Origin of the sequence: Corynebacterium callunae (genome assembly GCF_046592015.1) — a bacterium.
Taxonomy (GTDB): domain Bacteria; phylum Actinomycetota; class Actinomycetes; order Mycobacteriales; family Mycobacteriaceae; genus Corynebacterium; species Corynebacterium callunae_A.
Genome location: NZ_JAWVOB010000001.1, coordinates 582709 through 606794 on the forward strand (window position 1 = coordinate 582709; position 24086 = coordinate 606794).

Annotated in this window: 22 protein-coding genes; 11 read left to right on the plus strand and 11 right to left on the minus strand. The window is 52.8% G+C overall.

All coding sequences use genetic code 11. The features are described from left to right. Positions 1–91: 91 nt before the first annotated feature. Complete coding sequence (locus SFC07_RS02670) at positions 92–1048, minus strand: PAC2 family protein (RefSeq protein ID WP_411206678.1); 957 nt, start codon at positions 1046–1048, stop codon at positions 92–94. Between the two features lie 458 nt (positions 1049–1506). Between SFC07_RS02670 and SFC07_RS02675 the strand changes: the two genes are divergently transcribed. Beyond that, complete coding sequence (locus SFC07_RS02675; protein WP_411206679.1) at positions 1507–2673, plus strand: DUF4192 domain-containing protein; 1167 nt, start codon at positions 1507–1509, stop codon at positions 2671–2673. A gap of 6 nt (positions 2674–2679) precedes the next feature. Here SFC07_RS02675 and galE read toward each other — a convergent pair whose 3' ends face one another. The 6 genes from galE to SFC07_RS02705 form a co-directional block, all read right to left on the minus strand. Beyond that, positions 2680–3666, minus strand: a complete 987-nt coding sequence (gene galE / locus SFC07_RS02680; protein WP_411206680.1) for a UDP-glucose 4-epimerase GalE — start codon at positions 3664–3666, stop codon at positions 2680–2682. Between the two features lie 6 nt (positions 3667–3672). Further along, on the minus strand, positions 3673–4359 hold the full coding sequence (locus SFC07_RS02685; RefSeq protein WP_411206681.1) for an iron dependent repressor, metal binding and dimerization domain protein: 687 nt from the start codon (positions 4357–4359) through the stop codon (positions 3673–3675). Between the two features lie 491 nt (positions 4360–4850). Continuing rightward, a complete protein-coding gene (locus SFC07_RS02690) occupies positions 4851–5846 on the minus strand; it encodes a sigma-70 family RNA polymerase sigma factor (RefSeq protein ID WP_411206682.1) in 996 nt (331 codons plus the stop codon). Positions 5847–6088: 242 nt separating this feature from the next. Next, positions 6089–6523, minus strand: a complete 435-nt coding sequence (gene dtd, locus SFC07_RS02695; protein WP_411206683.1) for a D-aminoacyl-tRNA deacylase — start codon at positions 6521–6523, stop codon at positions 6089–6091. A 5-nt stretch (positions 6524–6528) separates the two neighbouring features. Beyond that, the gene (locus SFC07_RS02700) at positions 6529–8064 is read right to left on the minus strand and encodes a methyltransferase (RefSeq protein ID WP_411206684.1); all 1536 of its coding nucleotides are present in this window, start codon (positions 8062–8064) and stop codon (positions 6529–6531) included. Positions 8065–8068: 4 nt separating this feature from the next. Then, positions 8069–8557, minus strand: coding sequence for a DUF3099 domain-containing protein (locus SFC07_RS02705; RefSeq protein ID WP_411206685.1), 489 nt, complete (start codon positions 8555–8557; stop codon positions 8069–8071). Between the two features lie 57 nt (positions 8558–8614). On the opposite strand from SFC07_RS02705, the gene SFC07_RS02710 reads away from it, so the two are divergent. From SFC07_RS02710 to SFC07_RS02725, 4 genes are all read left to right on the plus strand, one after another. Then, a complete protein-coding gene (locus SFC07_RS02710) occupies positions 8615–8854 on the plus strand; it encodes a DUF3039 domain-containing protein (RefSeq protein ID WP_015651476.1) in 240 nt (79 codons plus the stop codon). Then, positions 8851–10563 (plus strand): DEAD/DEAH box helicase, encoded by a 1713-nt coding sequence (locus SFC07_RS02715; protein WP_411206686.1) that lies wholly within the window; start codon positions 8851–8853, stop codon positions 10561–10563. The genes SFC07_RS02710 and SFC07_RS02715 overlap by 4 nt, the downstream gene beginning before the upstream one ends. Positions 10564–10662: 99 nt before the next feature. Next, entirely contained in the window at positions 10663–11199 is a 537-nt protein-coding gene (locus SFC07_RS02720; RefSeq protein WP_411206687.1) for a hypothetical protein, read from the plus strand. Between the two features lie 70 nt (positions 11200–11269). Next, positions 11270–12559 (plus strand): DUF418 domain-containing protein, encoded by a 1290-nt coding sequence (locus tag SFC07_RS02725; RefSeq protein ID WP_247775436.1) that lies wholly within the window; start codon positions 11270–11272, stop codon positions 12557–12559. 67 nt (positions 12560–12626) lie between these two features. Here the strand turns inward: SFC07_RS02725 and SFC07_RS02730 are convergent, their stop codons facing one another. Both SFC07_RS02730 and ppgK read right to left on the minus strand, forming a co-directional pair. After that, a complete protein-coding gene (locus SFC07_RS02730; protein ID WP_247775620.1) occupies positions 12627–14132 on the minus strand; it encodes an RNA polymerase sigma factor in 1506 nt (501 codons plus the stop codon). Positions 14133–14634: 502 nt separating this feature from the next. After that, positions 14635–15387: a polyphosphate--glucose phosphotransferase gene (gene ppgK / locus SFC07_RS02735; protein WP_411206688.1), complete on the minus strand. Its 753-nt coding sequence runs from the start codon at positions 15385–15387 to the stop codon at positions 14635–14637. A gap of 87 nt (positions 15388–15474) precedes the next feature. Here ppgK and SFC07_RS02740 point away from each other — a divergent pair, with 87 nt between their 5' ends. Both SFC07_RS02740 and SFC07_RS02745 read left to right on the plus strand, forming a co-directional pair. After that, positions 15475–16335, plus strand: coding sequence for an inositol monophosphatase family protein (locus tag SFC07_RS02740; RefSeq protein ID WP_411206689.1), 861 nt, complete (start codon positions 15475–15477; stop codon positions 16333–16335). Positions 16336–16499: 164 nt separating this feature from the next. After that, positions 16500–16790 carry a DUF4193 domain-containing protein gene (locus SFC07_RS02745; protein ID WP_411206690.1) on the plus strand — a complete coding sequence of 97 codons (291 nt, stop codon included), beginning with the start codon at positions 16500–16502 and terminating at the stop codon, positions 16788–16790. Between the two features lie 219 nt (positions 16791–17009). Here the strand turns inward: SFC07_RS02745 and SFC07_RS02750 are convergent, their stop codons facing one another. Continuing rightward, the gene (locus tag SFC07_RS02750) at positions 17010–17561 is read right to left on the minus strand and encodes a DUF3093 domain-containing protein (protein ID WP_411206691.1); all 552 of its coding nucleotides are present in this window, start codon (positions 17559–17561) and stop codon (positions 17010–17012) included. Positions 17562–17729: 168 nt separating this feature from the next. Here SFC07_RS02750 and dut point away from each other — a divergent pair, with 168 nt between their 5' ends. The 4 genes from dut (at position 17730) to dxs (ending at position 22758) form a co-directional block, all read left to right on the plus strand. Then, positions 17730–18200, plus strand: a complete 471-nt coding sequence (dut, locus tag SFC07_RS02755; RefSeq protein ID WP_411206692.1) for a dUTP diphosphatase — start codon at positions 17730–17732, stop codon at positions 18198–18200. Between the two features lie 177 nt (positions 18201–18377). After that, on the plus strand, positions 18378–19217 hold the full coding sequence (locus tag SFC07_RS02760) for a DUF3710 domain-containing protein (protein ID WP_411206693.1): 840 nt from the start codon (positions 18378–18380) through the stop codon (positions 19215–19217). Positions 19218–19422: 205 nt separating this feature from the next. Continuing rightward, the gene (locus SFC07_RS02765) at positions 19423–20661 is read left to right on the plus strand and encodes a class I SAM-dependent RNA methyltransferase (RefSeq protein WP_411206694.1); all 1239 of its coding nucleotides are present in this window, start codon (positions 19423–19425) and stop codon (positions 20659–20661) included. A 183-nt stretch (positions 20662–20844) separates the two neighbouring features. Beyond that, complete coding sequence (gene dxs, locus SFC07_RS02770) at positions 20845–22758, plus strand: 1-deoxy-D-xylulose-5-phosphate synthase (protein WP_411206695.1); 1914 nt, start codon at positions 20845–20847, stop codon at positions 22756–22758. 114 nt (positions 22759–22872) lie between these two features. Here dxs and SFC07_RS02775 read toward each other — a convergent pair whose 3' ends face one another. Beyond that, the gene (locus SFC07_RS02775; protein WP_411206696.1) at positions 22873–24081 is read right to left on the minus strand and encodes an HRDC domain-containing protein; all 1209 of its coding nucleotides are present in this window, start codon (positions 24079–24081) and stop codon (positions 22873–22875) included. Positions 24082–24086 lie beyond the last annotated feature (5 nt).

Genomic DNA, 24086 nt, shown 5'->3' on the forward strand with positions numbered 1-24086 from the left:
GGACATCGGGGGCACCCGACCACAGTGGCCGCGTCGAAAAGCAAAAAAGAGATCTCATAAGCCTCGATTAAAGGCTTATGAGATCCTTGTTTTACTCCTTGTTCTCAGATTCTTCTGAGCCGCCGTTGTCATCTAGTTCGGCAAGGAACTTTTCAAACTCGGCACCGATTTCATCACCGCTGGGAAGCTCGGATTCACCCGGCAACACAGCTTGAGAATGGCGACTGCGGTAACGCTCGAGCTCCTCGTCATACTGCTGCTCAAGCGCACCCACAACGTGCTGGATCTCGGAAGAATCAGCAGTTTGCTCCATCAATTGACGCTGTACCTTATCGGCATCGCGCTCAATTGCCATGAGTGGCAGATTTAGGTTTGCGGACTCAGAGATGGAACGCAGCAGCTTCAAGGTCGCTGCAGGGTAGGCAGACGCAGCGACATAGTGGGGGACATGCACGGTATAACCCGCAACATTCTTACCACGGCCAGTCAACTCCTTCTCCAGCATCAAAGAAGCAGAACCAGGGATGGTTAAACGCGCATCCATGGTGAACTGATCCTTCAAACGCTGGGCAGAATTGCCGTGCGCAGAGACCACAGTAGGGCGGGTGTGAGGCACAGTCATTGGAGCTGCGTACAAGCAAATGGTGTTTTCCACACCAAACTTATCCGCAAGATCGGCAACTGCATGGCTAAAATCACCCCACCTAAGATCAGGCTCCGGGCCCGCTAAGACGAGGAAAGGCTTGTTGTCATTATCGCGAACAACATGCAGACCCAAGCTGAGCGGATCAATTTCGGTGACCTCATTGTGCTCAATTACTACGGCAGGGCGGCGGGAACGATAATCAATGAGTTCATCGTTATTAAAGGAGGCAATCAGGCGATGATCAAGTGCTGCCAGCAGGTGAGAGACACTAGCCTCCACTGCATGTCCTGCATCTGCATAGCCTTGTAAGGCAACAATGAGAGTGGGGCCCTCAGCGCTGCTTCCGCTCACCTCAGGTGACGGGTATTCAAGCTCGTACATACGATCATTGTTATCCGACATTTTTCCTCCTTTTACACCAGACTCATATCAGAGTGAACGCCACGTAAAGAACCCTGAAGAGAGAACCTGAAGCTTTTGTTTCTGCTGCTCAATGCTTCTTTAAGTGCAGTTCTTTGCCACATTTTTTAAGGTGTTTAGCTCACACCAAAGGCAACTGTTTACTTCAACGCAACCTTGCCGAAAAATAATCCCACAAAATTACATCAATGTTAGGTTCTTCTCATATGAGGGAAGGATCTTCATTGGGGCGTTGCAGGGGATCACCCTAAACGCTTGGGTCGATCATAGTGTGGGGACCTGGGAAAGTGTCAATATTGCGTTAATAGGAACCAGTGTGAACTGCGCTTTTATCCTGTTATCTCAAAGAGGCTGTGGATAAAAAATTTTATCCACAGAAAAACCCGTCCCAAAAATATCGGCTAGAGACAGGGCCGCAAAATCCTTGCATACTGTGCAGCATGTCAGATAAACAAGCCCAAAGCCCGCAGCCGTCCACCCTCAAAACTCCTGGTGAGCTCCTTGCCAATGTGCCTGGAATCCTCGGTTTTTATCCAGCTGAGTCCCTTGTATTTATTACCCTTTTCCACCAAGACCACGCCACTCGCTTTGACCTCGGACCCGTTTTAAGAATTGATATTGAGCACCCACACCTGCTTCAAGAGGTAAAAAGAACTCTCACACACCTCAACCCTGATATCACCTTCTGTTTTATCATTTCCACCAATCAGCCCCTAGACAAGATTGAAGAGATTGCTGAAGAGCTCTTTAAACTCGGTGACAATAACTCCAAGGAGATCATCGGCTGCTGGTTTACTAAGGCAATTTTTAGTGGCGAACCCTATCAACTAGTGTTCGGCCCTACCGAAGAAGCCCTCGGCGTGTGTGACTACGGTATGTCCGAATGGGAGTCCGGCACCATTTCACCCATTATGGCTGCGATCGCCACCTCAAAGATGTTAGAAAATGGGCAGCTCCCAGAAGCAACCCGCTCCGATGCCTATTCAGTTTTTGAATCGGGTAATGGATTCTTAGCAGATGACGTGATTTCCTCCCTCCTGGACCGAGTTAAAAGCATGGGACTCGAAATTGAAGAAGCAATCGAAAGCGACCACACTGGCGGAGCATATGAAGCGGCATTGGAGCAATTCAACGAGCTGGTACTACAACTTTCGATCAAACAGGATTCCATCACCGCAGAAAAAATAATGCAAAGCCCGGAAATCTTGCGCGATGGTGGCGTATTTGTAGCTCGAATTCTCCTGCGGGATTCCATTTTGCATCATTGTGTGGATTCGCCCCGGGTGTGTGCACCGCTATTTTTAGCAATTGGACGCACCTTCGGCGGGGAGATTCGGGCAAATGCGCTGTGCCTCTATGCTTTGTCGGTCATCTCCATGGACTTAGGCATGAAAGCTATTCCAGCTCTGGACGCAGCAATTCGAGAAGTACCATCCCATAACCTCAGCCAATTGCTGCGCCAGGGCATGGTTGAAGGATATTCTCAAGGGCTGATTGATGCCTGCCTTAAGGGCAATCGAGCTGTGAGAAAGCAGTTTTCAGCGGCTCCGGGAAAGAAAACTAAAGCAAAAAAGCCCCAACAGAAGAAATCTGCTGAGGCTGCATAAGAAAGATTATTTGCGACGAGCTGCGTGGGCGCGATCTCCCAATTGGGAGGTAAAAGCCCAAGCATCTTCCACAATCGTGCGGAGGTCAGTACGTTGTGGCTTCCACCCGAGTTCCTTCTTTGCCTTTTCAGAAGAAGCAATGAGGGTGGCTGGATCGCCTGCGCGCCGGGGAGCAACCTCAGCTGGAATGGGATGACCGGTAACTTCGCGGCACATTTCCACAACCTGCTTAACGCTGTATCCATCGCCAGAACCCAGGTTGAAGATGCGGTGAGTGCCCTGGGTATTGGATTCCAGTGCCAACACATGTGCCTCTGCCAGATCCAGGATGTGGATGTAATCGCGGACTGCAGTTCCATCTGGAGTGGGCCAGTCATCGCCGAACATGAAAATCTTTTCGCGGTGGCTGGTAGCTACCTGGAGCACCAAAGGGATGAGGTGGGTTTCAATCTCTCGGTTTTCGCCGATGTTTCCATATGCGCCAGCCACGTTGAAATAACGCAGGCTGGTGGCACCGAGTCCATATGCATTGGCATAGGAGGTGATGGCGTGATCGATAGCTAGCTTGGTGGCACCATAAGGATTGGTGGGGCTAGTGGGGGCGTCCTCAGTAATGGGAACAACTTCTGGTTCACCATAGGTGGCTGCGGTGGAGGAGAACACGAGGTTGTTCACGTTGTGCTTGCGCATGGCATCCAACAAGGTGAGAGCAGTGACCACATTGTGTTGCCAATACTCAGCAGGCTTTTCTACTGATTCTCCAACCAGGGAGCGAGCTGCAAAATGTACAACTCCTTCAAAGCCACCTTGAGCTAGTACTTCATCCACAACTTCGCTGACTTCTGCTTCCACGAGGGTTGCACCGGCAGGTACAGCCTCACGGTTTCCTGTGCTGAAGTTATCGATAATGGTGACATCGTGTCCGCGTTCAACAAGAACTGCTGCGGCAACGCTGCCTACGTAGCCAGCTCCACCGGTGACTAGAAGTTTCATACTGTTTTAGCCCTCTACCTTTTCCACTCGAACTGCATGAGCGAGGTCATCAATAAGCTCAACGTTTCGATCATTGTGGCTGATAATGACTCGACCGTTTTCATTAACTACATCTACCACGGTTCCGATGGTTACATCGGCATTGCTCAGAGCCTGGAATTGTTCCTGGTCCACCTGGAGAATCTCATTGAGCTGCACAATACGTGCCTTCAGAGGCTGGCCCTGTGGGAGATCAACAGCGCGGATACCGGAATCAGGCTCAGCATCTTGAGCAAGTCCGATGTCGGTTAGTCCGGGGATGGGATTGCCAAAGGGGGAGCGGTTGACATCATCAAGAACCTCAACCAAGCGACGCTCAACCTCATCACTCATAACGTGTTCCCAGCGGCAGGCTTCCTCGTGGACCTTGGAAATATCAAGTCCGATGATATCGGTGAGCAAACGCTCAGCGAGGCGGTGCTTACGCATCACGGCGATGGCGAGGGCGCGGCCTTCTTCGGTCATTTCGAGGCTGCGGTCGGTGCTGACGTGAACTAGTCCATCGCGTTCCATGCGCGCAACAGTCTGGCTGACGGTTGGGCCGGACTGCTCTAGGCGCTCCGCAATACGAGCGCGGAGAGGAATGATGCCTTCCTCCTCTAGCTCGTAGATGGTGCGTAGATACATTTCGGTGGTATCGACCAGATCCTTCACAGGAGACTGCCTTCCTTAAAATTATTTTCAAACTCTGTGCGCTTTACTCCACGAGGAGCAAGGCACTGCTGACCCAAGACTGCTACGGAGTTAGGTGGTGCTCTAAAGGTTTAATTATTAGTGTCTCTGCACTTGTCAAACGCATTCTACCAATGTTTATTCCAAATAGTCAGTCGCCAACTTATAGGTTTTGTGAAATTGTGTGCAGCTACACAGAGGCCAAGCATTAACTCTGAAGATTTCCCTCAGATTCTATATGGAACAGACTTTAAGAAGTTTAGCTGAGTAATTTCTCGCCTGCCCCGAGGGGCGCACAGAGGGGCGTGGGGAGAGACGAACCGAGGGCAGCATGGAGACCGAGCAGTCCCGATGAGGAACTCCAAAAAGCGAACCTAGATTGGAGAACTTGAAGTGATCGCCTCAAAAGCAGGTGGAGAAACAAAAGCGCCGAGTGCACAGGCACTCGGCGCTTAGATTGCTCTTGAACAAATTTACTGGGCGTACTCGCGAAGGCGGGAAGCACGCTCACCATCACGCAGTTTGCTCATAACCTCACGCTCAATCTGGCGCACGCGCTCGCGGGAGAGTCCGAAGCGGCGACCAATCTGATCAAGGGTGCGAGGCACACCATCGTCGAGGCCATAACGGAGACGGATGACATCTTGTTCACGTGGCTCTAGGGTGCCAAGTACGGCACGAATATCGGAGTGACGCATAGAGGCGACAACGGCGGATTCAGCGTCGGTAGCCTCGGAATCTTCGATGAAGTCACCCAAAGGAGCTTCTTCATCAGCGCCGACTGGCATATCCAGGCTTACTGGGTCACGGGATTGACGTAGCAGCATCTCAATCTTGGACTCTTCAATGCCGGATTCCTCAGCAAGTTCCTCATTGGTAGCCTCACGGCCGAGGTGCTGGTACATCTCACGCTTGATGCGAGAAAGCTTATTAACCTGCTCGACCAAGTGAACAGGGAGGCGGATAGTGCGGGACTGATCTGCCATGCCACGGGTAATAGCTTGGCGAATCCACCAGGTTGCATAAGTGGAGAACTTAAAGCCCTTGGAATAGTCAAACTTTTCCATGGCGCGAATAAGACCAAGGTTGCCCTCTTGGATAAGGTCCAGAAGTGGCATGCCACGGCCGGTATAACGCTTGGCTAGGGAGACAACCAGACGAAGGTTGGCTTCAAGTAGGTGAGCGCGAGCCTTCTTGCCATCTTTGGCAAGAACCTTGAGGTCACGCTTCATAGCGCGGGTGAGTGGCTCTTCGGAATGCTTTAGTAGGTGCTCTGCATACAGTCCCACTTCAATGGTCTGAGCGAGCTCAACTTCATCCTCTGCGCTTAGCAGGGCGGTTTTGCCGATGCCATTGAGATAAACGCGAACAAGGTCCTGGGATGGATTGTCGTTGGTCTGACCCCTACGGCTTCCTGGGTCAACCTCCCGTTCCGTAGCGGTGAGATCCTGTGCGGACGGTGCTGTCATAACTGGCCTCCTAATTTCGCTGTTCAAGAGGTTCAACGGGTTGGTTTGGGAATTAGTTCCCCATAAATGACAAATTTAAAACATATATCAGATATTTTCTTCAATAAGTCTAAAAAAGAACCTTAGAACTCTGCTAAACAAGTTTCAACACTTGACCATCATTCAATAAAATAATTAAAGTTAATGAAAATCTTATTGAATAAAATTCAGCCAACGTGACCTAGCCCTCAACAGTCACTCAACTAGCACTCGACCAACACCGTAAAGGGACCTTCATTAACGGAGCTCACTTTCATCATGGCTCCAAAGCGTCCCTGTTCCACCACAATGTCGCGCTCTTTGAGGCCAGCTGCAATTTTGGCAATAATCGGCGCGGCTATCTCACCTGGGGCAGCATCGGACCAAGAGGGTCGCCGGCCTTTAGCAGTACGACCCATCAGCGTAAATTGGCTGACCAACAATACCGGTGCACCAGCATCAACCACGGATAGCTCATTATCCAAAATGCGCAGCTCCGCAATTTTCCGCACCATGGTTTCCCAGGCGTTATCGGCATCATCAGCGCCTACTCCCACCAGAGCCAAAATTCCACCGGTCTCTGGGCAATCAATGGCGCCGACAATTTCACCGTCAACGGTGACGCTGGCAGAGCTCACGCGGGTTAATACGGCTTTCACCGGGCTTAAACCTCCAAAAGGTCAGCTGGCAGGACCAAGCCGTGGCGGATCAGATCAACAATGGCAGCGATAACGCCGTTGTATAGTTCCTCGCCCTCCACCCCTTGGGACATCGCATACATTTCCACGATCTCTTCCAAAGCCAGGCCATGGGGATGGAGGCCTGCCACAATGGCGCCAATATGGCTGTCGATATCGTGGCTCCAGCGCGGACCGTCGGTACGAGTTAGGCGCTTGGTCATGGACTTAAAACCCATGCCCTCTTCCACATCGGACAAACTAATATCCTCGCGGGCAACACCCGGGCGCACGCTATACCTGCTGGATAAAATAGTGGAGCGAGTTTGTGCGCGCAGCCATTCATTGCGCGCAAAATATTCTTCCACCTCAGGGCCAAGTGGATCTTCAAAATACTGGGTCATGGTTTCGGCAAGAATGTCCGACTTCAACGTGGCCGCATCCTCAGCCAAACGCTGGATGGCAATAAAACCAAAGCCCACACCGGTTACTTCAGCTTCATCAAAGTGTCGCAACCAGGACACAGTGCGCTCAGCAGCCTCAGCGCTGCGCAGATCCAAAGACTCATCAGCCAACCAGGTCGCTACATATTGAGCTGGGCTGACGGCATCGCGTTCAATAATCCAGGCAACAAAACCCTCATCAGGCAGCCACTCAGCCACGCGATTTTGCCAGGATTGCCCCGCAGAATGCACCCAGGCACCGAGCAGGTGCGCGGTGCCACCGCGGGAGAGGTGCGCACAAGCTTCCTCGACTACCAGCTTGGTGGCACCGTCCAGATCCATGCCGGAATCGCGGTACACATGGGCAATTTCAGCCGGCCCCACCACAAACGGCGGATTGGCAATAATGCGATCAAAACTGCGGCCAGCAACCGGCTCAAACCAGCTGCCCTCCACCAATTCAACCTCAATACCGGAATCAACCAAGGTAGCCTCAGCAAAATCCAAGGCGCGTGGATGCACATCGGTAGCAGTAATTGACTGCGCAATACCAGCCTGGCCCAACACCTGAATGCCAGAGCCGGTACCCAAATCCAAGACACTGCCCGTCGGCGAGATTGGAGTAGCCTGCAAAAGCGATAAACTTGCAGCTCCCACGCCCAAAACATGGTCCGGACCAGGAATATGCTGAGTCATTGCAGCATCGGCATCAGAAAACACCCACTGCTGGCGGCCAGCAATTAAATGGGGACGTATATCAAACAACACGCGCGCCTGATCCCCATCCACAGCGATGAGGTCGGCGTCGAGAAGCGCCTTTAAGGTCGGTTCCCCCAGCAAACCCCCAAGCTTGTCGACGCGCACCAGGTCGCGCAACACCAACGCCCGTAGCGCGAAGTTAAGGTCCGAAGCTGGCTGTTTATCGAGGAAATAGCGCACCGCCGCTGGCTGACCGGCGTGCAAAGCCTGGGTATAATCCGGGCCGAGCAAATTGTTGATGCCGGTTGAGGTAAAACCGATCTTTTTAAAAGTCTGTTTGAGGGACGCTGCGGCAGCGGTGAGAGGGGATCGATCGTTCATTAATTTAAGAATCCTCAGGTTTGTCGGCATCAATAATTAGACCTTCAAAAGGTCGGGGAGCATCAAGAGCTGCAATACGTGGTTGTTCTACTTCAGCGGCGCGCCGGGCTTCCAACTGCGCCTTTTCATTCATTTCGCGCACCAAGGCTGGTTTGTACACGTTTTTCTCCCGCGGATCACGGGGCTCGCCGTGGCCATTGGCAATGACGACCGCAATCCAGGGCAGCGGAACTGAGATGATAAACAAGATCATCGCCAGAATCCACGCATGCCACATCATCCAAGACACGCCTGCCAAAACCAACAGCGGAATACGAGCTGCCTGGATGACATTATATAAACGCTTGCGGTGCCTTAAATCCTGCATCGGAGTGCGCTTTTTGTCGGTAATAAGCAACACTTCACGGCGATGCAAAAAACCTTTAAAGCGTTTGGAAGAGGAATTTTCCGACGCACCAGTTGTCTCGGATGGTCGGTGTTTCCGCTGGTTCATAGGGAACAGGGTAGTCCGTTTAGCGGCCGAGAAGGAATTTGGGGCATTATAGATTAAGTGAGAACGACAACGAAGACCATTGAACGCCCCGATGTCAGGGAAGATAACGCGACTAGCGATGACACTCCTAAGTTTTTTCACTATGTGAAAAAAGACCAAATCGTGGAATCTGCAGTTAGTGGTCGCATGGTTGTTGCCCTATGCGGGGAAACATTCCCAGTGACCAAACAAGCCAAGCCCGGTTCCCCTGTGTGCCCGGACTGCGAGAGAATCTTTAAGGGTCTGCGTAGGAAGTGAGTTCAAATCTAAGAGCGTGGCAGCGCGCAGCTCTAGATAAATTCCTGGCGGAAAAGCCCCGTGATTTCCTGGCTGTGGCAACCCCCGGCGCAGGAAAGACCACGTTTGCGTTGCGCGTGGCCACGGAATTAAAGGCCTCCCGCACAGTTGACCGCATTATTGTGGTGGTTCCTACCGAACACCTCAAAGTGCAGTGGTCCCACTCCGCAGCTCGAGTGGGATTGGCGCTGGATCCAGAATTTAAGAACTCTGGCAGCATCAACCCTGCTTATGACGGCATTTGCGTGACCTATGCCCAGGTGGCAATGCATCCTTTTAAGCATTATCAGCTGGCCATGGCACGCCGTACTTTGGTGATCCTCGATGAGATCCACCACGGTGGTGACGCCAAAAGCTGGGGCGAGGGTATTAGTCAGGCCTATCGTGATGCCGAGCACCGCTTGGCGCTCACCGGTACGCCTTTCCGTTCCGATGATTCGCCAATCCCATTTGTGCGCTATCAAGAGGACTCCGAAGGCCATATGGTCTCCCAATCGGACCACACTTACGGTTATTCCGAGGCTCTTGCCGATGGCGTTGTGCGTCCGGTGGTGTTCCTGGCTTATTCCGGCGAGGCACGCTGGCGCGATAGTGCCGGTGAAGAATATGCCGCCCGCTTGGGCGAGCCTCTCAACCCGGAACAAACCGCTAAGGCTTGGCGCACAGCCCTTGATCCTAAGGGCGACTGGATTCCAGCCGTCTTATCAGCGGCGCATACCCGTTTGATGCAATTGCGTCAGAATATTCCCGATGCTGGTGGCTTGGTGATTGCCTCTGACACCAAAACTGCGCGTGCCTATGCCCAAATCTTGGGCACGATGTCTTCCACTCCGGTATCGGTGATTCTTTCCGACGAGGCCGGTGCCTCCGAGCGTATTGATGAGTTCTCCGCCTCCACCGATGAATGGATGGTGGCTGTGCGCATGGTGTCGGAAGGCGTGGACGTGCCGCGTTTGGCTGTTGGCGTTTATGCCACCTCCGCTTCCACACCGCTCTTCTTTGCCCAGGCTATCGGACGTTTTGTGCGTTCACGTATGCCAGGTGAAACCGCTTCTGTCTTTTTGCCTTCAGTTCCAGTGCTGCTGGAATTGGCGGAAAAGTTGGAAGTTTCCCGCGACCACGTCTTGGGCAAGCCTCATCGCCCCAAAGAAGGCTGGGATGATGAGCTGCTCCAAGATGCCAACCGCAAGGAATCCGAACCGGATCTGCTGCCCAAATATGAGTCCTTGGGCGCTGAAGCCGAGCTAGATTCCCTGATTTATGACGGTTCCACCTATGGGACCGGAACCTTTACGGGTTCCGCCGAGGAGGCAGAATATCTAGGTCTACCGGGGCTTCTCGACGCAGAACAGATGCGTGAGCTTTTGCGTAAGCGACAAGAAGAGCAATTGGACGCCCGCGAAGCTGAGGAACGGCGTCGCCGAGAACTGGAGAAACAGAAACAGCGCGAGGCGGAAATTCTGGAAAAACCAGTTGAACCGGTGGCCAGTGATGAGATTCCTAAGCTGCGCAAAGAGCTTAACACCTTGGTTTCTATCACCTCTGGTCGAACTGGTCGCCCCCACGGAGCCATTCACACCGAGGCACGCAAGCACTGTGGTGGCCCACCCACTGCACTGTGTACTGCTGAGCAATTGCGGGAAAGAATTGCTTATCTGCGCAAATGGTAACGTAACGTTTTCATTGCAAAATACATACCCTCACTCCCTGAATAGGGGCGTGAGGGTATCCTTGTTTGGATACAAAAATCAACCGAGGAAGGCCACGATATGACCACTCCTAATTACCCCTATGGAGAGCCAAACGATCCCCAGTCACAGGGAAACAACCTAAACTATGGCTCCTACTCTGGAAACTACGGTGGCACAGCGGGGGAGACTCCCCAGATTAATGGGAGTGCATATGCCGGTGGTTTTGAAAATTCTCCACTAAATGTTGGTGACAACAAAATTGCCAAATGGGCTCTTGGCCTAGGTATCGCCGCTTTAATTACGTTGCTTGCTGCATTCGGGGGACCTTTAGCAATTCTTTCCTTGCTTTCCCCTATCCTGGCGATTGCGGGCATCATTGTATCCATCATTGCACTGGCTAAGGGGCGTAAATTTACTGGAGCTGCAAAACGACGCGGATTCTCCATTACCGGACTGACACTGTCTATTGTCACCCTGGTAATAATTGTGGTGTCAGTTATCGCGATCACTGTCCTAGTCAGCAATTCCGGAATTCTAGATTGCTTTAACGGCGAAAATGCAGACGTTACTGCGCAGCAGCTATGCGTTGAAGAAACCCTCAACAACTCATTCTAAAATTGCACAGTGCCCAGGCCTCGAAGGTCTGGGCACTTTTGATGTCTATCAAAAGAAATAGGGAAACCCAGTGTCTGAAGTATTGCCGAAGGATAACGCTCGACCTCAGCGTTCGGCATCCTCCCATAGAATCTTGGCACCTGATATTGCGCGTGGACTAGCGCTATTGGGCATTGCTCTCGCGAATGTAGCAACTGCATGGCTTACCCCGACAATTGTGTATAGCAGTGCCCGACTAGGTGGAATTATGCATGATTCCATTTGGGAGCGCAGTTATGCACTTTTTGCAGCAATGTTTGTGCATGTCCGCGGATTGCCGATGTTTTCAACCCTCTTGGGTTATGGCGTGGGCATGATTGTTTTGAGCCTGTGGCGCCGTGAGTATCCGATTACTAAAGCCCGTGCAGTAGTAATGCGCAGATATGCATTCTTAGCACTGCTGGGTCTAATCCATATGGTGTTCCTTTTTTGGGGTGACATCATGTTTTTCTATGGTGTGGCCGGTGTACTTTTTGCGCTGATTATCACTCTAAAAGATAAATTCCTATGGATGCTTGCCGGATTATTGGCGGTGTTATCTATTTTCTTCACCCTCGGGTCCACCGTTATTTTGCCATTTTTGGTCGATATACCGGAAGTTTCTCTCAGCTCCGGGGCGATTGACTTCAGCACCAAATCTTATGGTGAATACGTACTCTTGGGCTTGATTATTTTGGTGGCGCAGTTCGCTGCAATCCCCTCTGAATTGATGATGCTCATGCCAGTAATGATCGTGGGTTTTATTGCCGCACGGCACCGGGTGTTGTCTCGTGTAGATGAATTTAAGAAGCCACTGTGGATTGCTGTAGCCGTGTTCTTGGCAATTGCCCTACTAATTGGTCTGCCGTGGGGGCTTGCTGAGATTGGGGTTTTGCCCAATAGTTACGCCAACACCTTCTATTACCTCAATCAAGCTTTTGGGCCATTTAGTGGACCCGGCATTGTCGCGGTTGTTGCTCTTGCGGTGCAGCCTTTGCAGCGTCGTTTAGATCAAGCTTCGGCGACAGGGCAGGGCTATAAGATTGCGTGGCCAGTTCGGATGGTGGCGGCATTAGGTGCACGCTCGATGAGTGGATATGTTGCGCAATCCATTATCTTCTTGGTGCTTACCCAAAAATTCACGCTGGGAGTTGGCATCGGAGGCGGTATTTTAGTCTCAGCTGCGATTGCCGGTGGTGTGTGGCTGTTTACGCTTCTTGGGGCATTTGCCCTTGAGTTAGCCCATAAACGCGGACCTTTTGAGGCGGCTCATCGTTATCTTGCATATGGCAAAGAAGGCCTGCAAGATCCCTATGTTTCACCGCAACGCGCACTAAACTAAGCCACGAAAAAAGGGGCAGGGACTGTGATAATCACAGTCCCTGCCCCTTTTATGCTGCATAAAACCTTTAGTCTAGGTAATCGCGCAGCACCTGGGAACGAGATGGGTGGCGCAGCTTAGACATAGTCTTGGACTCAATCTGGCGGATACGCTCACGGGTAACACCGTAGACCTGACCGATTTCGTCTAAAGTGCGAGGCATTCCGTCAGTAAGGCCAAAGCGCAGCTTCACAACGCCAGCTTCACGCTCAGAAAGGGTCTCCAGAACATCTTGGAGCTGATCCTGCAAGAGGGTGAAGGAGACGGCGTCAACTGCAACAACAGCCTCAGAGTCTTCAATGAAGTCCCCAAGCTGGCTATCGCCTTCATCACCGATGGTTTGATCCAGGGAGATTGGCTCACGCGCATACTGCTGAATTTCCAGTACTTTCTCTTCGGAAATATCCATTTCCTTGGAAAGTTCCTGTGGGGTAGGTTCGCGACCCAATTCCTGCAGCAGCTCACGCTGAATGCGACCAAGCTTATTAATAACTTCGACCATGTGAACCGGAATACGAATGGTACGAGCCTGGTCCGCCATAGCGCGGGTAATTGCCTGGCGAATCCACCACGTTGCATAGGTAGAGAACTTATAACCCTTGGAGTAGTCGAACTTCTCCACAGCGCGGATTAGACCAAGGTTGCCTTCCTGGATGAGGTCAAGGAAAGCCATACCGCGACCAGTATAACGCTTTGCCAAGGACACAACCAGACGCAAGTTAGCTTCCAGCAGGTGGTTTTTGGCCTTGCGGCCATCACGAGCAATCGCACGCAAATCGCGCTTTACAGCTGGGGTAAGTTTTGCATCCTTATCGCCAGCAGCAAAAGCCTCTTCCATCTCCTCCATACGGTGGGTGGCATAAAGACCAGCTTCAATGCGCTTAGCCAAGGAGACTTCCTGCTCAGCATTAAGCAGTGCGACCTTACCGATTTGCTTCAGGTAAGCACGAACGGAGTCCGCAGAAGCAGTTAGCTCGGCATCTTTACGAGCTTGACGCAGGGTTGCAGACTCGTCTTCATCCCAGACTGAGGAACCGTCATCGTCCTCTTCGTCTACAGCTTCTTCACCAAGTGCTTCGACACCGTCCTCGTCATCTTCCTCGCCGAGATCATCAACAAAATCATCATCGGGTACGAAATCTGGATCGTCTTCGGTGATGAGATCATCCTCATCTGCGACAACCTGAGGTTCCTCATCTGCAACAGTCTCAGGCGCAGCCTTAGGAGTGGCCTTCTTGGCAGCAGCTTTTTTAGCTGGAGCCTTACGGGCAGTCTTCTTGGCAGCCTTCTTCGCTGTCTTTTTAGCAGCAGTCTTGCGGGGAGCGGTGCTGGTTTCTGCAGCATCGTCTTCTACAACCTCGATGGCTGGGGAAGACACAGTTGCATCAATAGTGCGCGCAGACTCAGGCGCCGTTGCAACAACCGGGGTGTCCTGGCTGCCCAAAGGTGCGGCGACGCGAGGCGCTGCCTTGCGTGCGGTCTTGCGTGCGGTCTTTTTAGCGACCGCCTTTTTAGCTACGTTGTTTTCTACCATGCTGCTCTCCACGGCTCCTGGTGCATTTTCATCGACATCTCCGACTGATCCGAGCGATGCTGAGGATTAAATGGCAAGTACTTACGCCCTTTCGCCTAGCTTCTTCCAAAGAGATGTATAAAGTGCGAATATCTATATCCAACAACAGGAAAACTTATTTGTTCCCTTGAAACGCCGAAAAGTTATCCCCGAACTTGGGTACATCTTTTGGGATGGTCAGCCGATCAATTGTTCCATGTCCCTGGTGCCTGCTCCCGGAAAGTCTCACTTGCCCCCGAATGCGTTTCGGAGTGCGTTGAGTCATGTACTTCTTTGGAGGCCAAAAGGGTGAATCAATCTCATGGTTAACTCTTTGTCCACGATCAGCAGCCCAGTATAGTTCAAAGACCGGGCTGCTGTCACAAAGGGGTCAAAATTCCGATACCTCAATAGTGGCTGTGAATCAAGACCCGAAGACAAAGTTAGTGCTCAAACGGGATAAATACGCGACGCTTTAATCCTCTTAAGGGTTGAGGTGTTTAGCTACTGCCATTGCCGCGCCCACAATACCTGCGCGATTTCGAAGTTGTGCTGGGACAACCTTGGTGTCAAGCTCCAACAATGGCATCCACTTATCGTGCTTGCGGGAAATTCCGCCACCCATAATAAAGACCGAAGGGGAGAAGAGCTTCTCAAATTCCCGCAAAACTTTATTAAGTTCCTTGGTCCACTTCTTCCAAGACAGATCTTCATTTTCCTTCACTGCAGCAGAAGCGCGATGTTCAGCTTCCTTGCCATCCACCATCATGTGGCCAAGCTCGGTGTTGGGGAACAAGGTGCCATCGACCAAAAATGCAGAACCAATGCCAGTGCCTAAGGTCAGGAGGATGACTGCACCCTCGCGGGCGATGGGATCACCAAAGGTAGCCTCGGCAATACCAGCAGCATCGGCGTCATTAAGCACGGCAATCTCACGGTCACCGAGGTGGCGTTCAAAAAGCTCGTGAACGTCGGTACCAATCCAGGACTTATCAATATTGGCGGCTGAAAGGGCAATCTGGCCACGTACCACGGATGGCAGGGTGATACCCACTGGGCCATCCCATTCTGCTTCAGCCAAGATCTGAGCTACTACTTCTGCGACGGCTTCAGGGGTTGCAGGTTGGGGAGTGGCGATTTTGATTCTCTCGCCGATAAATTCACCCGTGTTGAGGTCAACGCGTGCGCCTTTAATGCCGGAACCACCGACATCAATTCCAAATCCGGTCTCAGTCATGCGCCCAAGTGTACAAATCAGATGTGCATTCGGCACTGATTCTCCCAAAATTCCCGCTTTTAACGGCAGGATTGGGTAAAAACCACCATGATGGTAAGCATGAACCAGTCACCAGAATCCTTTAATGAACTCCGTGCCATCGCTGCGGAGACCGCCACCCTCACGGCTGCACGCATTTTGGAAAAGCGCAGTGAACTAGGGGATTTGTGGCAGTACACCAACACTAAGAGCTCCTCGGTTGATCCCGTGACCATTGTGGATACCCTCGCCGAGGACTTTATTGCCAATAGACTGCAAGAGCTGCGGCCCGAGGATGGGCTAATCGGTGAGGAAGGAACGGGTACTTCGTCGATAAGCGGTGTTACCTGGATTGTTGACCCCATTGACGGTACCGTGAACTTTTTGTACGGACTGCCCCAATACGCGGTGTCAATCGCTGCAGCGATTGACGGCGAGGTTGTCGCCGGCGCGGTTATTAACGTGGAAACGGGCGTGCTGTACACCGCCGCGCGCGGCGAGGGTGCCACTAAATATTTGCCGGCTATCGACGAAATACGCCAGCTTTCGGTTAATACGCTTGAGGATCCCAGCCAGGCTTTGTTGGCCACTGGTTTTGGCTATTCCTCCAGCCGTCGAGAACAACAAGCTCAATTGTTGACCAAGATGTTGCCTGCAGTCCGAGATATTCGACGCACGGGAAGTGCAGCACTGGATCTGTGTCACCTTGCTAATGGGCAGGTGGACATGTACTACGAACATGGTCTGAATTGCTGGGATTATGCCGCCGGTTCCTTGATCGCTGAGGAAGCAGGGGCCATAACCATCGCTCCGGGACTGTCGATTCCAGGCACTTCCGGCGAGGTATTTTTCGCCGCTCCGCACAGCATTTTTGACGCTGCACAGGAGCTCTTTAACTCATTTGGAGGATTTAAGGCGCTGAATCCTTAAAAAAGCCCATTTTTTAACGCTTCGACACCCTTCAAAATTAGGCCTCTGACCTGCCAATATGACAATTGGCAAATTCTCCTTTACTATGCGCGCTAAATGCTGCACAAGATTTTCTTTAGCTTGTGCAAAAGCAAGCGAACTATACCCACTCGGGAGGAAAAAAGATGGCTACCGATTATGACGCACCCCGTCGCCGTGTAGAAGACGAACTGGAGACCGACTCTCTCGAAGGTCTCAAGGCCGTTGAAACCGCCAGCGATATGGATGACGACGGCGAAATTGTAGAAGCGTTTGAAATTCCCAATATTGATCTTTCCGGTGAAGAACTCAACGTTGACGTGGTTCCACGTCGCGCCGATGAATTCACCTGCGCTAGCTGCTTCCTAGTCCAGCGCAACAACCGCAAGTCCCATGTTGAGGCTGATGGCTCCATCATCTGCCTCGACTGCGCATAAGCCTTTCCGAGCCTTTCCGCGCCTGATTTGGCTGTGGGTCCTGTTAATCTCCAAAGCCAGCGCCCCGCGTTCTTAAGTTGTAGCGAGATCGCCTTGATCACCAGTTTTTCATAGCCTTCCCGAGCCTTGAGTAAAATTTAAACCCCGCCTAAGCAGCACTGTGCTTGCTTAAGCGGGGTTTTGTGAAGCCCAGGAAAAGGTGGCGAGCAAAGCGAAAAGCTAGCGGAAATCCACCATTGCAGCATCTACCTGAGCCGGTACAAATGCTCGCAGTAGGGCTTCTGGATCCTTGGTTCCAACCAGCCAATAAGGGGTGGGATCTTCTGGATCATCCAGTACCAACATCACCATCTCATGCACCCAACCATGGGAAACAACAAAGGCAGCAGGATCAAGCTGGCGGCCCATTGCATTGCGCTTAGCAGTAGCAGGCACCGCCAAAGAACGTGAAACCACATCGGCCGGCAAATTAGCCTGACCTGCAATCAGCCAGCGGGTGCCATTTGCATCCTCTTCGACCTTGATCACGGTGGAGGAGAGGCTAATAAGTACCCATACGCCAACCACAGTGAGTAATACGGCTGGCACATAGAACCACATCACCGAACGATTAAGCCCGAATTGAGCGGTCAGGAGCGCCACCACAAAAGCCATTGCCAACCACCAGTACCACGGCACCCATTGACGCTCTTGGTATAAAACCCGAGCGGTGCCAGCATCAAGAGGTTGGGAATTTGAAGAAGCAGAATCTAAGCCTTGGGAATCAGTCACAATAGGTAATCCTATCCCACCGCCCGCAGCGGAACATTTTCCAAGGTCACTCTCACCGTTGCGCGCTCCCGGCCCACAACTACCACGCAACCGCGCCGCAACCACCCTGCGCTCACCCCGCAGCAGCTGGCCAAGCAGCGCCCACTCGCACCCGCTATGTAATCTAAAATGGTGACTGAGCAAAATTATTCTTCCCTAGAGTCCATCAAATTGGTCCGCCTAGACAAAGAACTTCCCCTTCCCAAAAGGGCACACCGCGGTGACGCTGGCGTAGACCTCCACGCCACCACCGATACCGTGATCGCGCCGGGACATCGTGAAATTGTGGGCACTGGTGTCGCTATTGCACTACCTTTGGGCACTGTTGGTTTGGTGCATCCGCGCTCCGGTCTAGCTGCTCGCGAAGGTCTGAGCATTGTCAATGCTCCTGGCACCATCGATGCTGACTACCGTGGTGAAATCAAGGTGTGCTTGATCAACCTGGATCCAGAAACTCCTATTTCCATTAAGCGCGGCGACCGCATTGCCCAGCTATTGGTGCAAAAAGTGGAATTGGTTGATTTTGAAGAGGTTGAAGAACTTGATGACACCGTCCGCGGGGCCCAAGGATATGGCTCAACCGGTAAGACTTCCAGCTAAAAAGTTCAATTGCGGTGGCAAGATTTTCCAATAGACCTACACTGGAACAGATCCAGAATTGTGTGGCTGGAAAATAGTGTGAATCGAATGTTTTAGGGCAGCGAATACATTTAGCGGCTCGATTTATTTGTCCATCCCAACACAACACCTCTGATAGAAGGGACCGAAAGGTAGCTCATGGCACTGTGGCCGTTTGGCAAAAAGAACGAGACTCAAGATGAATCTGTCGAAACCAATGCAACTGAGAGCGGCGTAAATGCGGTAAATGCACCCGCAGCGCTCTCCAGCCTGGGCGCGACGGATGAACCAGAAGCAGTCGCAAATCCAGCAGAAGTAGATCCTGCAGCCGAGGACGCTGACCACATTCACGATGCTATCAATGGCGAGACCGGCCCCTTTGATGCAGGCGCAGTCAATATGGAAGATTTTGACTTCTCCGATTTTGCCAAGGGCGTCCTCGACCTCGGCTCCCTGCAGATTCCACTGCCAATCAATTCTGAAGTCCAGGTAGAAATGGGCGAGCAGGGTCCTCGTATGCTCCACATCGTTACCCAATTTGGTCGCATTACCCCCGTAGCTTTTGCAGCTCCAACCTCTGCTGGACAGTGGCGTGAATCCACTAAGGAAATCGCCGCTGGTATGCGCCGCGATGGCTTGACCGTGCGTGTGGAAAAGGGCCCTTGGGGTCGCGAAGTTGTGGGTGAGGCAAATGATCGCCAAATCCGCATCGCTGGCGTTGATGGCCCACGCTGGATGCTGCGCATGACCATGATTGCGCCCGCTGATCGTGCAGATGATATGCGTGATCTGGGCCGTGAAGTTATTGCGCGCACCTTTGTTAATCGTGGCGATGCCCCCATCTTGGCTGGAAACCCCTTGCCGGTTGCTTTGCCTCCGCAGCTTGCGGAGCAAGTGCAACAGGCTATGGCTAAGCGAGCTCAGGATGCTGCTGCTAAAAACCCAGCTCAAGCACCTACCTCGACCCCGGATCAGGGAAATACTGACAACGCCGGGTAGGGTTAAGTTCTCTGCGTTAAATATTTCATAGATATGTGTGCTGCGCCTGCGGGATTTCAGCCACACACGCATCATCTTCCGGGGTGGCCATAACGGATCTGGCTGCCAACACATGCCGATCTTGATCCGTACATCACCCCGCGTGACTAAGGCCAAAGCTGCCATGAGCGCGAGTGTGGAATGAGAAAGAATGAGGAACAGTCTCATGACTGAAACCGCTGAACTAACCAAAGGCGATGTCATCTCTGTGGAGGTTGTCAGGCCTGCTCACGGTGGCGAAGGAATTGCCCACCACGATGGCCGCGTTATTTTTGTCCAGGGTGGATTCCCCGGTGATGACGTTGATGTGGAAATCTCCCAGCTAAAAAAGAAGTGGGCCCGTGGACATGTGGTGAAGGTAAATAAGCCTTCCGCTGACCGCGTTGAATCCCGCTGTCCTGCAGCCGCCGCAGGTGCCGGTTGCTGCGATTTTGCAGAGCTCAATCCAGCAGCTGAACTGGGCATTAAAACTCAGGTCTTGAACGATCAGCTGGAAAGAATTGGTGGCCTTGAGGGCCTGGGCACCCCAGAACTTTTTGATCTTGAGCCATCTTCTGGCTGGCGCACCCGCGTCCGCCTCGGCGTTGACGCTTCCGGCCGTGCGGGCTTCCGCAAGCCCAAGAGCAATGACCTGGTTACTGACGTTGCCTGCGCACAGGTTGTACCAGCGCTTCTCGACGGGCTGATGGGCGAGGGCGCACAGCGTTTCACCCCAGGTTCAGAGATCATTGCGGCAATTGATGACAAGGGCACTCGCCACGTTATTGAATCCCGCAAGGCTCCCCGCGGTCGCCGTACCGAGACCGTGCTGAAGGTGCTGGAAGGCACTGGCAAGGTTGAGCAGACTGTGGACAACCACACGTGGACTTTCCCAGTGTCCTCGTTTTGGCAGGCACACACCAAGGCACCAGCTGCATATTCAGATTTTATCGCTGAGGTGTTAGACGGCCTGGAGCTGGGCGACGTCGATAAGCGTGGGCCTGTGGCGTGGGACCTTTATGGCGGCGTTGGGTTGTTCGCGCCTGTAATCGTCGACAAGCTTGGTGCCTCTGTGCACTCGGTAGAGCTGTCTCCCGGTTCCGCAGAAGCTGGCGAGGAAGCCTTGGCAGGTTTGCCTGTTACCTTCCACACTGGCCGCGTTGAGGGTGTTACCTCGCAGTTGCCTTCTCCACATGTGGTGGTGCTGGATCCACCGCGCACGGGTGCTGGCGCCGAGGTGCTAAAAAGCATCGCGGAGGCAAAACCACAGCTAGTGATCCATATTGGGTGCGATCCTGCCACCTTCTCCCGCGATGTTGCGGATTGGAAGAGCAATGGATATAGCCTGGAACGTCTGGCCGTTTTTAATGCTTTCCCTGGTACTCACCACTTTGAAACCATTGGTGTATTCGCCCCCAATAGCTAATTTTTAGCTGTTGTTTGAGTGCTGTGCGGAGCTCAGAATTAAACAAGGTGCTTAATTACAGAGTAAGATAGCTCAAACGACGCAGGTGGGTTCCGCAACCATCTGCACCTTTAGTGTCGCCAGCCCGACACGCATTTTTAAATTGTTCATTTTCCGAGAAGCAAAGGTGTCTGACTCACGCCAATGGGAATCCTAAACTCAATTTCAACACCTGCTGACCTCAAAGCCCTTAATGAAGACCAGCTTGATGGGCTTGCGGAGGAAATCCGCACCTTCCTGGTTGATAAGGTTGCAGCAACAGGTGGACACCTGGGGCCAAACCTGGGCGTTGTGGAACTCAGCATAGGTTTGCACCGAGTTTTTGAATCCCCGGCTGATCCAATCATCTTTGACACCTCGCACCAGTCTTATGTACATAAGATCCTGACCGGTCGCGCTGGAGATTTTGATACCCTGCGTCAAAAAGATGGACTTTCTGGCTACACCAGCCGTGCGGAAAGTGAACATGACTGGACTGAATCCTCCCACGCTTCCGCAGCACTGTCCTATGCTGATGGCCTGTCTAAAGCAATGCAGCTTAATGGCGATAGCGAACATAGCGTAGTAGCTGTGGTTGGCGATGGCGCCTTGACCGGTGGCATGTGTTGGGAGGCGCTCAACAATATTGCTGCAGGTAAAGACCGCAATGTAGTGGTCGTAGTTAATGACAATGGCCGCAGCTATTCTCCCACCATCGGTGGTTTTGCCGAGAACCTCGCAGAACTGCGCATGGAACCTTTTTATGACCGCGTGATGGAAAAGGGCAAGAGCTCTTTGAAATCCATGGGGTGGGTAGGGGAGCGTACCTTCGAAGCGCTGCATGCTTTTAAAGAGGGCGTAAAAAGCACTGTTATTCCCACTGAAATGTTCCCTGAACTGGGCATGAAGTATGTAGGCCCAGTTAATGGCCACAACCTCAAGGCCGTAGAAAACGCGCTGAAATATGCACGTGACTATGAAGGCCCCATCATCGTGCATATGGTGACGGAAAAGGGACGTGGCTACGCCCCAGCAGAGCAAGATCTTGATGAGCTCATGCACTCCACTGGCATTATGGATCCGGTTACCGGTGAACCAAAGTCTGTCTCCAAACCAGGCTGGACCTCTGTTTTTAGTGATGAGATCACCAAAATCGGTGGCCAAAATGAGGATGTTGTAGCAATCACCGCTGCCATGGCAGGACCTACCGGCCTGGCAAAATTTGCCGCCAACTATCCGCAGCGCTTTTTTGATGTGGGCATTGCAGAGCAGCATGCGCTGACCTCCGCAGCTGGCTTGGCGCTCGGCGGTAAGCACCCTGTGGTGGCTATTTACTCCACCTTCCTCAACCGTGCCTTTGACCAGCTGCTTATGGATGTCGGCTTGCTCAATCTGCCAGTCACCCTGGTGCTGGATCGCTCTGGTGTGACCGGTTCCGATGGAGCTAGCCACAATGGCGTCTGGGATCTAGCCCTGACCTCGATTATTCCGGGCGTGCAGGTAGCTGCCCCACGTGATGAGCCTTCACTGCGCGAGCTTCTAAATGAGGCGATTGCCATTGATGATGGCCCCACAGTGGTGCGTTTCCCCAAGGGCGAGCTGCCCACTCCCATTGAGGCAATTGACACCCTCGAAGACGGCGTTGACGTGCTGGCTTATGAGGATGCCACCGATGTTGAGTCCGCCGATGATGCCCCATCTGTGCTCATCGTTGCAGTGGGCGAGCGTGCAACCGTAGCAATTGAGGTCGCTAACCGGATTAAGCAGCATGGCGTGAATGTCACCGTGGTTGATCCACGCTGGATTGTTCCAATCCCACAGTCTTTGGTTGCCTTGGCCGATGACCACGATCTGGTGATCACCATCGAAGATGGCGTGATCCACGGTGGAGTGGGCTCCTTGCTTTCTGACGCGCTGAATGCCTCCGAGGTAGACACCCCGCGCCGCCAGATTGCCGTGCCTCAGAAGTACCTGGACCACGCCTCCCGCAATGAGGTCTTGGCTGATTTTGGCCTTGACGCCGATGGCATTGAAAACACCGTTGTGGGCTGGTTGGATTCACTCTTCGGTGCTGAGTAACTGAGCCCGCAACTTCCAATTTGCGCTTGTCGACGCCGCCCGCTTCCGAAGGCTGGCGGCGTTTCTGCGCGGGGTTGCTGTTGGTGTTCGGGCCACGGGGTTAGGGCCATCGAGTTAGGGCAGGAGGGCTGCCGACAGGATCGGAAATGTCTGATCAATCTGCCAGGGGCGGGCACCATAATCACGCAGGACAGCGTTGAGAGTTTCTGCATCCTGGATTTCGCCGGTGTGCACCGCCATCCACACAGCCGTTCGTAGCGTGGAAGGCTGGAGGATATTTTCCCCAGGGATGGCAATTTCGGCACTGAGGTCGTCGATACGCGCCCTTATTTCTTGGAGCACCTCGTGCTCCTCTGGGTAGTAAGCCGCCCACGCGCGCCGATCCGGGATGCCGTCCTTGCGTTGCACTGGTTTGGGCCAGGTATGCCGCGGTGATTTAAGCGCTCTCATAATAATGCGGAACCAACGGTTGGTAGCACCGGGGGATCTCCGCGGGAAGCCTTTAACATGAGCCAAATCTGCTGCAGTGCGTGGCAGTACCCGGGCTACTTCCACAATCACTTTATTGGGCAGGATTTTTCCTGGCGCCAAATCTTTGGAAGCAGCGTAGGCGTCTCTTTCCATCCATATTTCGCGGGCGACCACCAGCTGTTCGGGGCGTTTGAGGGTAGAAATTCCCTTGAGATCAGTCCAGGAGGTGGCTGCGGGCTCGGAAACTTCGGCAAAGTGGGTGAGAATATGGCGAAATTCTTGTTCCGCCCATTCTAATTTGCCCTGTGCATCGAGGATTTCTGCCATAACATCTGCTAGCTCGAGGAGCATTTCCACGTCGAGCGCTGCATAGTTAAGCCAGGAATCCGGCAAAGGGCGCTTGGACCAGTCCTCGGAACCGTGGCCTTTAAGCAGGTGCAATTCAAAGATTTGTTCCACCATGGCTGCTAGGTTGACGTGATCAAAACCAGCTAAGCGGCCGGCCAGTTCAGTATCAAAAAGCATACCGGGGTGGAGATCCAACCACGCCAAGCTGGGGAGATCAGTGGCAGCAGCGTGGATAATCCACTCTTTATTATTGAGAACAGGCCCTAAAGCCCGGCTTAACTCCGGGCGAAAAGACTCCGGATCAAGCAGTACTGTGCCGCTGCCACGGCGGCGAATCTGAATGAGGAAGGCTCGATCGTCATAGCGGAAGCCTGAAGCGCGTTCCGTATCGATGGCAAAGGGGCCGGTTCCATTGGCCAGGACTTCGGCCGCAGCCTCAAATTCTGCGGGAGTGGAAAGCAGGGGAGGTATGCCATCACGCGGCTGAAGAAGATCGGAAACCATAGGTA